Origin of the sequence: Corallococcus llansteffanensis (assembly GCF_003612055.1) — a bacterium.
In the GTDB taxonomy this organism is placed as follows: domain Bacteria; phylum Myxococcota; class Myxococcia; order Myxococcales; family Myxococcaceae; genus Corallococcus; species Corallococcus llansteffanensis.
Window position 1 is genome coordinate 1 of the sequence record NZ_RAWB01000423.1, and the last position, 8762, is coordinate 8762.

At 72.6% G+C, this 8762-nt stretch carries 9 protein-coding genes; 4 read left to right on the plus strand and 5 right to left on the minus strand.

The annotated features are described in order from the left end of the window. Both D7V93_RS30525 and ptsP read right to left on the minus strand, forming a co-directional pair. Positions 1-686 (minus strand): 1-phosphofructokinase family hexose kinase (locus D7V93_RS30525; RefSeq protein ID WP_147451417.1); only part of this gene is annotated, 686 nt, incomplete at its 3' end. After that, positions 683-3184: a phosphoenolpyruvate--protein phosphotransferase gene (gene ptsP, locus D7V93_RS30530; RefSeq protein WP_120646738.1), complete on the minus strand. Its 2502-nt coding sequence runs from the start codon at positions 3182-3184 to the stop codon at positions 683-685. The genes D7V93_RS30525 and ptsP, both read right to left, overlap by 4 nt. 251 nt (positions 3185-3435) lie before the next feature. On the opposite strand from ptsP, the gene D7V93_RS30535 reads away from it, so the two are divergent. Together D7V93_RS30535 and D7V93_RS30540 are read left to right on the plus strand one after the other, a co-directional pair. Continuing rightward, positions 3436-4206, plus strand: a complete 771-nt coding sequence (locus D7V93_RS30535; RefSeq protein WP_120646739.1) for a class I SAM-dependent methyltransferase — start codon at positions 3436-3438, stop codon at positions 4204-4206. Positions 4207-4266: 60 nt separating this feature from the next. Next, positions 4267-4494 carry a hypothetical protein gene (locus D7V93_RS30540; RefSeq protein ID WP_120646740.1) on the plus strand — a complete coding sequence of 76 codons (228 nt, stop codon included), beginning with the start codon at positions 4267-4269 and terminating at the stop codon, positions 4492-4494. Between the two features lie 93 nt (positions 4495-4587). On the opposite strand, the gene D7V93_RS30545 is transcribed toward D7V93_RS30540, so the two are convergent. After that, positions 4588-5730 (minus strand): hypothetical protein, encoded by a 1143-nt coding sequence (locus D7V93_RS30545; RefSeq protein WP_120646741.1) that lies wholly within the window; start codon positions 5728-5730, stop codon positions 4588-4590. A 96-nt stretch (positions 5731-5826) separates the two neighbouring features. Here D7V93_RS30545 and D7V93_RS30550 point away from each other — a divergent pair, with 96 nt between their 5' ends. Next, positions 5827-6342 carry a DUF3592 domain-containing protein gene (locus D7V93_RS30550; RefSeq protein WP_120646742.1) on the plus strand — a complete coding sequence of 172 codons (516 nt, stop codon included), beginning with the start codon at positions 5827-5829 and terminating at the stop codon, positions 6340-6342. A 9-nt stretch (positions 6343-6351) separates the two neighbouring features. Here the strand turns inward: D7V93_RS30550 and D7V93_RS30555 are convergent, their stop codons facing one another. Next, entirely contained in the window at positions 6352-7461 is a 1110-nt protein-coding gene (locus tag D7V93_RS30555; RefSeq protein ID WP_208723205.1) for a hypothetical protein, read from the minus strand. Positions 7462-7689: 228 nt separating this feature from the next. On the opposite strand from D7V93_RS30555, the gene D7V93_RS30560 reads away from it, so the two are divergent. Next, positions 7690-8061 carry an Mpo1-like protein gene (locus D7V93_RS30560; protein ID WP_120646744.1) on the plus strand — a complete coding sequence of 124 codons (372 nt, stop codon included), beginning with the start codon at positions 7690-7692 and terminating at the stop codon, positions 8059-8061. 1 nt (position 8062) lies between these two features. Here D7V93_RS30560 and msrA read toward each other — a convergent pair whose 3' ends face one another. After that, positions 8063-8719 carry a peptide-methionine (S)-S-oxide reductase MsrA gene (gene msrA / locus D7V93_RS30565; RefSeq protein ID WP_120646745.1) on the minus strand — a complete coding sequence of 219 codons (657 nt, stop codon included), beginning with the start codon at positions 8717-8719 and terminating at the stop codon, positions 8063-8065. Positions 8720-8762 lie beyond the last annotated feature (43 nt).

Here is an 8762-nt window from a genome sequence, read left to right on the forward strand (position 1 = left end):
CCCAGCGACACCACCACCAACCCGACGCCCCCCGCGTGCAGCTCGCGCGCGGCCCGCGCCACCTCTCCCGGCGTCCCCAGCGGACGGCCGAGCAGCTCCCCCAACTCGTGCGCGTTCGGCTTCAGGAAGTCCGGCCGCGCGGCCACCGCGTGGCGCAGTGGCTCGCCGCTGGTGTCCACCGCCACCAACGCGCCCTTCGCGTGCAGGCGCTTCGTCAGCGTGGCGTAGACCGTGGCGGGCACTCCGGCCGGCACGCTCCCGGAGAGGACGAAGCAGCCATGGTCCAGCGTGAGCGCGTCCAGCGCGGCGCCCAGCGCGTCCAGGGCCTCCTCAGGGACGCGGAGCCCGGGCAGGTTCAGGTCCGTCACCGCGCCGCTCGTGCGGTCCACGACCTTGATGTTCACGCGGCTGGAGCCAGGCAGGCGCAGGCAGCGGTCCTGGATGTCGCGCTCGCGGAACAGCGCCTCGAACAGCGACACGTTGTCCGCGCCCAGGAAGCCCGTGGCCGTCACCGGCCGCGAGCCTCCCGCGAGGAACGCCGCCACGTTGATGCCCTTGCCCCCGGGCGTGCGCGTCTCGGCCACCACGCGGTTGACGGCGCCCGCCGTGAAGCCCGGGCACTCCAGCGTCTGGTCGATGGCCGCGTTCAGCGTGACGGTCACCACCCCCGGCTTCGTCGGCCTCACGCCTTCGCTCCCTTCCGGGCCAGCAGGTCCCGCACGAGCGCCCGCACCTCCGCCGCGTTGCCGCTCTCCAGCGCTTCGCGGGCCACCGCTTCCGCGTCCGCCATGGAGATGCCGCGCAGGAGCGCTTTCACCGCCGGGATGCTGGGGATGGCGACGCTCAGCTCCGTGACGCCCAGGCCGGACAGCACCACCGCGCCGGACGGGTCGCCCGCGATGCCGCCGCACGCGCCCACCCAGATGCCCGCCTTCCGCGCCGCGCGCACCGTGAGGTCCACCATGCGCAGCACCGCGGGGTGCAGGCCGTCCGCCTGCGGCGCGAGCACCGGATGCTCACGGTCCATCGCCAGCACGTACTGCGTCAGGTCGTTGGTGCCGATGGAGAAGAACGACACGTCCCTCGCCAGCCTGTCCGCCATCATCACCGCGGACGGCACCTCGATCATGATGCCCGTCTCCACCGGATCCGCGCCGACCTCCAGGCGCACGGACTCCGTGATGGCGCGCGCCTTCGTCAGCTCCTCGGGCGTCGCCACCATGGGGTACATGATGCGGACCGGGCCCTCCTTCGACGCGCGCAGGATGGCGCGCAGCTGCGTGCGGAACAGGTCCTCCCGTTCGAAGCACAGGCGGATGCCGCGCACGCCGAGGAAGGGGTTCGCCTCCGCCGGCAGCGACAGGTAGGGCACGTGCTTGTCGCCGCCGATGTCCAGCGTGCGCAGGATGAGCGGCAGGCCGTTCAGCGCGCGCACCATCGTGCGGTACGCGTGCAGCTGCTCCTCCTCGTCGGGCGGGTCGTCGCGCTTGAGGAAGAGGAACTCCGTGCGCATCAGCCCCACGCCCTCGCCGCCCGCGTCCACGGCCTTCTGGGCCTCCGCGGCCTCGGCGATGTTCGCGGCCACCTCCACGCGCTTGCCGTCGAGCGTGATGGCGGGCCGGTAGCGCTCCAGCTTCTCCTCTTCGCGCCGCACCCGGGTGCGCTCGCGGTGCGTGGCGGCCTTCGTGTGGTCCCGCTCCGAGGGCTTCAGCACCAGCACGCCCGCGTCCCCGTCCAGGATGCAGAGCTGGCCGTTGCGCAGGTCCAGCACCGACGGCCCCGCCGCCACCACCGCCGGCAGGTCGAGCGAGCGCGCGATGATGGCCGTGTGCGACGTGGTGCCTCCGCCCGCCGTGCACAGCCCCAGCACCATGGCGGGGTCCAGCTTCGCCGTGTCCGACGGGGCCAGGTCCTCCGCCAGCAGCACCACCGGGTGGTCCGGGAAGGTGGCCTCGCCCTCCACCACGTTGGCCAGGGGCCGCAGCACGCGCCGGCCCACGTCACGCAGGTCGGCGGCGCGCGCGGCCAGCGTCGGCTCGGCCAGCTTCGCGAGCGATTCGGCGCGGCTTTCGAAGACGCGGCGCCAGGACGCGCCCGCGCTCAGGCCGGTGTCGATGTGGCCGTGCGTCTCCGTCAGCATCTCCGGGTCGTCCAGCAGCTCCAGGTGCGCCTTGAAGATGGCGGCCCGCTGCGCCCCGGCCTTCTTGAGGAAGCCTTCATGCAACTGGCGCAGCTCCGCCGCCGCGCCCGCCAGGGCCTCCTCCAGCTTGCGGTGCTCCTGGACGGCGTCGGCGGCGCGCTCCTCCACCACCAGCCGCTCGCGCTGGAAGGCCCACACCGGCCCGGCCGCGATGCCCGGTGACGCGGACAGGCCCGCCACCAGCGTCCCCTCGTAGTCGAGCGTGACGGTGGCCTTCGGCGCGGCGGTCGCGGTGGGCGTGGCGGGCGCCTCCTCGCCCAGGCCGGACTGGAAGGCGTCGCGGAGTGCACGGAGCGCCGCGTCCGCGTCGTCGCCCGTCGCCGTGAGCGTCAGTGACGTGCCGCCCCGGGCCCCCAGGTGCAGCAGCGACAGGAGGCTCCGCGCATTCGCCTGCCGCCCGTCGTGGTGCACGGTGACGTCGGCCCGGAAGCGCCGCACCACCTCCACCAGCACGGTGGCCGGGCGCGCGTGCAGGCCGTGCGGCGAGGGCGAGAGGACCTGGACGTGGGGCCCGTCGAAGGTGGGGGGGACGGAGTCGCTGGCCTCCGGCGGAGGGGCCGCGCCGTTGAGCGCCTGGACGACGAGGGCCACATCCTGCGTGTGGGCCAGGGCCTCGGAGCGAGCCTCGTCGCCCAGCACGCCCGTGAGGTTGGCGAGCACCTGGAGGTGTTCGTCGGACTTCGCCGCGATGCCCACCACGAGGCGCGCGTGCCCCTCCGGGCTCCAGGCGACCCCTTGCGGGAACTGCACCACGACGACGCCCGTCTGGCGCACGAGGTCGCGCGCTTCGGGCAGGCCGTGCGGAATCGCGATGCCGTGGCCCAGGTACGTCGCGGACACCTGTTCGCGCCGGAGCATGCTGTCGACGTAGCCGGGCGCGATGAAGCCGGACTCCACCATCACCTGCCCGACGAGGCGGATGGCCTCCGCCTTGTTCTTGGCGGACCGTCCCAGGCGGACCTGCGAGGGCGTCAACGTCAGCATCGGGGCTCCTTGCTTCGGGTGCGCGTGCGCTTCACTCGGCTTCACTCATGGGACCGCGGGCGCATCCTGCCCCGGAGCCCCCGCACGCCGGTACGGGCTTACAGGTCCCGTCTTCCCGGTAACAGCTTCTTGAGGAGAAACCCGTGGAACCCCGCCCCCATGCCCGGGTGAGACGCGGGCGTGACGGGTGGATGACGTCGCGCGTCCCCGAGCGTGACGGGACGTGGGAGGGTGTTAGAGAGGAAGCCGTCATGTCTGACAGCGTCCTGGACTTCTACGAAGGGCTGGCCGAGGAGTACCACCTGCTCTTCGCGGACTGGGAGCAGTCGGTGGAGCGGCAGGGCGCGGTGCTGGACGCGCTGCTGCGCCGGTCGGACATGCCGCCCCCGCGCCGGGTGTTGGACTGTGCGTGCGGCATCGGCACGCAGGCGCTCGGGCTGGCGGCCCGGGGCTACGCGGTGCACGCGACGGACCTGAGCCCCTCCGCCGTGGCCCGCGCGGAGCGCGAAGCGCGCGCCATGCACGTGACGCTCACCACCGGCGTGGCGGACATGCGCATGCTGGACTGGCAGGTACCGGGCGCGTTCCACGTGGTGATGTCGTGCGACAACGCGCTCGCGCACCTGCTGGAGGACTCAGATCTGCACGACGCGGCGAACGCGATGGCGTCGCGCCTGGTGCCCGGGGGGCTCTTGGTGGCGAGCCTGCGGGACCATGAGGCGCTGGTGGAGAAGCGGCCGCGCTTCACGGCGGAGCGGGTGCTGGACACGCCGCTGGGCCGCCGCGTCCTCTTCCAGGTCTGGGATTGGGCGGTGGATGAAAGACAGTACACGGTGCGCCAGTTCATCCTGCGCCAGGAGTCCGGCGTCTGGCACACCACCGAGCACACCGGCGTCTACCGCCTGCTGGAGCGCCTGGAGCTGGAGCGCGCGCTCACGCAGGCGGGGCTGGTGGATCCGCGCTGGTACTCGCCCGAGGAGACCGGCTTCTACCAGCCGCTCATCACCGCCCGGAAGCCGTGAGCGCGGGCGCCGCTGCTCCTGCCACCACGACGCCAGCTCCGCGCGCACCAGGGGCACGGCATGACGGCGCAGGGTGTCGGCGGCCTTGAGCAGCACCCGGGCCTGGCGCGCCCGGACGCGCAGGGTGCGGAGCAGGGGCTGCTCCGAGGCGGCCGGAGCCGCGCTCAGCGAGCACGCGACCTGGAGGACGGGGAGCAGCGCCGGCCGCAGCGGCCCCACCCAGAGGAGCGCCAGCAGGAGCTGGAGCGCCACGAGCCAGCCCAGCCCCTCCCGCAGCAGGACCGGTAGCCGCTGCCCGTCACGCTCCGTCTGTCCGCTCATGAAATCCCCTCATGGCTACATTTGTAGTCACGAGGGGATATGCCATGACTACAGCAGTAGTCAAGGCGTCGTGCGGGGCGTGCGCTGGGGCAGGGACCAGTGGTCGTCATCCGGACGATAGACGCCGGCCTGTTTGCCGGAGGAGCCGTGGGCCTTGGTGTCGAGCAGCCCCGCGTGCCAGAGGTTCTGCTTCAACTTGAAGACGGTGGAGGGGTTGAAGTCCGGTCCGCGCAGCCCTGGCTTGAGGTCCTTGGAGGGATCCGCGAGGAAGAGGGCGGTGGCCAGCGCGGGGTCTTCCTGGCCCGCGGCCACCGCCAGCTCCGGAAGCGTGAGGGAACCTCCATTGTCCGCGAGCGTCCGATGGATGAGGCGCACCGCGGGCTGGCGCACGAGGACGAAGCGCGCCACGGCCGCAAGTGGCGCGTGGGCCTGGGCCAGCTGCTTGCGCTTCTCGTAGCCCGTGCCCGGCTTGAACTGGAGCGCGGCCAGGAGCTCCGCCACGGCCCGGCCTTCCACGGTGGGCTCCCAGTCGTGATCCAACAGCCCGAGCGTGCTGGCGCCCACGGCCGCGTGCCGCCGCGCGCCGTCGCTGGACAGGTCCGACCAGCGGTCCGCGAGCGCCTCCAGGAGCGACTGCGAGGTCGGCTTGTCCTCCGCGAGGAAGGTGGCCGCGAGGTAGTTGAGCGGGTGGTTGAGCTGGAGCCTCCGCGCGACGGGCGTGCCTTCGAGCAGCGCGGACGCCTGGCTGACAACGCGGGGCAGCGGGGTCGGGTCGGCCGGAGGCGCGACCTCCACCCAGCGCTTGTCATCCCTCGCGAGGATGCCGACGCCGTTGTCCCGCGCCATGGTCAACGCGGAGCGGTGGAGGTCCGAGGCGGGTGACGGGAGCGCGAGGTACGCGTGATGGACGCCCGAGCGGTAGCGGTGGGCCTGGCCCATGCCCTTCACCCAGTCCTTCACCGACGCCTTCACCTCGATGCCCGCGACGAGGACGCCCTCCGGCTGCGCGACGCTGCAGAGGATGTCCGGGCGGGCGCCCTCCAGCGTGAGCCGCGTCATCGGCTCCAGCTCGTGGGCGAACGGGCTGTGGACGTAGGACGGATCCGCGTCCACCAGCAGGTGGAGGACGCGCGAGGCGCGCAGCCCGTGCTCCAGCAGGTGGTGCTTCAGGGAGCGGACGACCTGGGCCTCGGGGCTGACCATGAAGGCCCTGGTCTACAGCACCGGGCCGCCGCGACTCCAGTTGCGAGCCCCGACCCCGGGTTGATGACCGGGGCCGCGTGCGGAGACACTGGTCCCATGAGTGGGTTCGACAGGGTCCTCCGGTGGTGCGGGATCCTCTTCTTCGGCGCGGTGACGTTCTTCTTCATCCGGTTCGGCGTGGAGCAGCTGCGGGAGGCCGCGTTCTTCGCCAGGAACGCCGTCACCGTGGAGGCCGTCTGCACGGCGACCGCGAAGGGGACGTGCACGAGGGAGGTCCGGGGCCGCACCGGGGGCGTCGTCCGCATCACCGAGTACACCTGCTACCGGCCCGAGGTGACGTACGTGTTCCAGGGCCAGTCCTACACGCGCAGGCTGTCCGAGGCGGCGTCCGACACGCCCCTCGCGGAGGGGACCCCGGTGACGCTGCGGGTGCTGGTCAAGCCCAACGGCGGGCAGCAGGTGCTGCCCATGGAAGACTCCTTCAGCTTCTGGATCGGGGCCTTGCTGCTGCTGGCCTTCAGCCTGTTGCCGCTGCTGGTGTTCGTGGTGATGCTGATGAGCGAGGTGGGGCGATGGCGCACGCCGCCGCCTCCCGTGCCTCCGCCGGGGTGACGGCCCCGGTCAGGCGCGCTTCACGTCCGCGGGGGCGTTCGGGTGGCGCGCGAGCATCGCGCGGAGCTGCGGCTGACGGCGCACCAGCTCCTGCTTGAGCAGGTGCGCGACGAGCACCGGCGGCGCGGCGCTCCACCGCGCGAGGTTCTGGATGAGCAGCGGCGAGCGGTACGTGCGACCGCACAGCAGCGACGCCGTCTTGCCATCCACCGACATCCCCACGAGCGCCCCCAACGCGCGGCCCTCCGTGTTGAGGATGAGCTCCACCTTCTCCTCGGAGGGGCCGCTGGCGAAGCGCTGGCGCAAGAGCTCGCGCGCGGTGCGGCGCGTGGACTCCGGCACGTCGCGGTCCACGGTGAGCTTGTGGTGCTCCATCAGCCGCCGCAGCGCCCACAGGCGACGGAAGAGGGACGCCGGGAGCTGCGGATTGCGCACGAGGAAGCGGCGCACGCCCGAGTCCGCGGTGAAGGCCGCGCGGGCACACAGGGCCTCCAGGCCCACGGGGTTGCGGTGGTGCCGGGCGATGAGCCGCGCGTGTGCGAGCCCCACGCGCGGGTTCTCCAGCGTGGCCTTGATGACGGCGGGCACCGGGTCGAAGCACAGCGCGGACAGCTCCGGGTCCTCCACCCCGTGCGCCATCGCGACCCGCTGGTCCTCGGGCAGCCCGTGCAGGCGCGTCTCGAAGAGCTTGCGGTAGTTGCCCAGCACCGCCTCCGAGACTTCGTCCCCGGGCGCGGGCTCGTCGTCTCCGTCCCCGGAGGCCCCGGAGGCGGCTTCGGTCTCCGGCAGCGGATCCGCGTCGGTGGCCTCGTGCGCGGACGCGGCCTGGATGCGCAGGGGGACCTCCTCGGCGGGCGTCGTGGGAGGGCGCGCGGCCGGAGCGCCCTGGCGCAGCGCGTTCACGGGGGCGGCGTCCTCCGCGCCCGGCAGCAGCGCGCCCTGCTCCACGAGCCGCGCCAGGATGTCGCGCAGCTTCTCCAGGGGCAGCCCGGTGAGCGCCGGCAGGTCCCGGGCGCGGGTGTGCCCGTCCAGCCGCGACAGCACGAAGCCTTCCTCCGCGTTCAGCGGCAGGCGACGCAGGTCCACCGAGGGGTTCAGCTTGGGCGTCCAGTCGTTCATGCGCGGCCCCGAGTCTTTCACGACACGCGGCCCTTGCGCCTCCGGCCCCCTGACCGTCCGGGTGGGATTGTTCCGGGAGGGGCCGAAAACGGGGGCCTGCCCGGCCGCCTCCCGGCCTGCGGTCCTCCCCGGGTTGCCGCGACCCGAGGGCCGACCGGTGTCGCTGTCCGCACGCCAGGGGCCCCTGTGGGTTGACGGCGGGCGGGGGTCGGGACACAACTTCACTTCATGTCCGACCGCATCCAGACCTATGGCGAGTTCTGGCCGTTCTACCTGCGCGAGCATTCGCAGACGTCGACACGCTGGCTGCACTTCACCGGCACCAGCCTGGGCGTGGGGCTGGGCATCACCGCCGCCGTCACCGGCCGGGGCGCGCTGATTCCCGCCGCGCTCGTGGCCGCCTACGGCTTCGCGTGGGCCAGCCACTTCAAGATCGAGCGCAATCGTCCGGCGAGCTTCAAGTACCCGCTCTGGTCGTTCTTCTCCGACCTGCGCATGGCGGCGCTGATGGCCACCGGCCAGCTGGCGCCGCACCTGGAGCGCGCCTGGGCGGGCGTGCCGGAGCGGGCGGCGGCCCCCACCGCGTCCGCCGCGCACTGAGTCAGGCGCTGACGCCGACGCCGATGGGGCAGCTCACGCCCGTGCCCCCGACGCCGCAGTAGCCGCCCGGGTTCTTCTGCAGGTACTGCTGGTGGTAGTCCTCGGCGTAATAGAAGGCCGGCGCCGGGAGGAGCTCCGTGGTGATGTCCCCCAGGCCCTTCGCGCGCAGCGCCTCCTGGAAGGCGCGCTGTGTCTCCTCCGCGGCGCGCTTCTGGGCGTCGTTCGCGTAGTAGATGCCGGAGCGGTACTGGGTGCCCGCGTCGTTGCCCTGGCGCATGCCCTGCGTCGGGTCGTGGTTCTCCCAGAACACCTTCAAGAGCTGCGCGTAGGTGACCTTCTTCGGGTCGTACACCACGCGCACCACCTCGTTGTGGCCGGTGAGCCCCGAGCAGACCTCCTCGTACGTGGGGTTCGGCGTCAGCCCGCCCGCGTAGCCCGCCGCCGTGGAGTACACGCCCGGCACCTGCCAGAACTTGCGCTCCACCCCCCAGAAGCAGCCCATGCCGAAGATGGCCACTTCAAAGCCCTCCGGGACCGGCCCCTTCAACGGGGTGCCCAGCACGGTGTGCTTCGGGGGAACGGGCATCTCCTGCGGACGGCCGGGCAGCGCCTCCTGCGGAGTGGGGAGCCTCGACTTCTTCGGGGACGTGAAGAACATGCTCTAGCTTTAGCCCCGGGCCTCCCGATTTTCACGCCTGGCG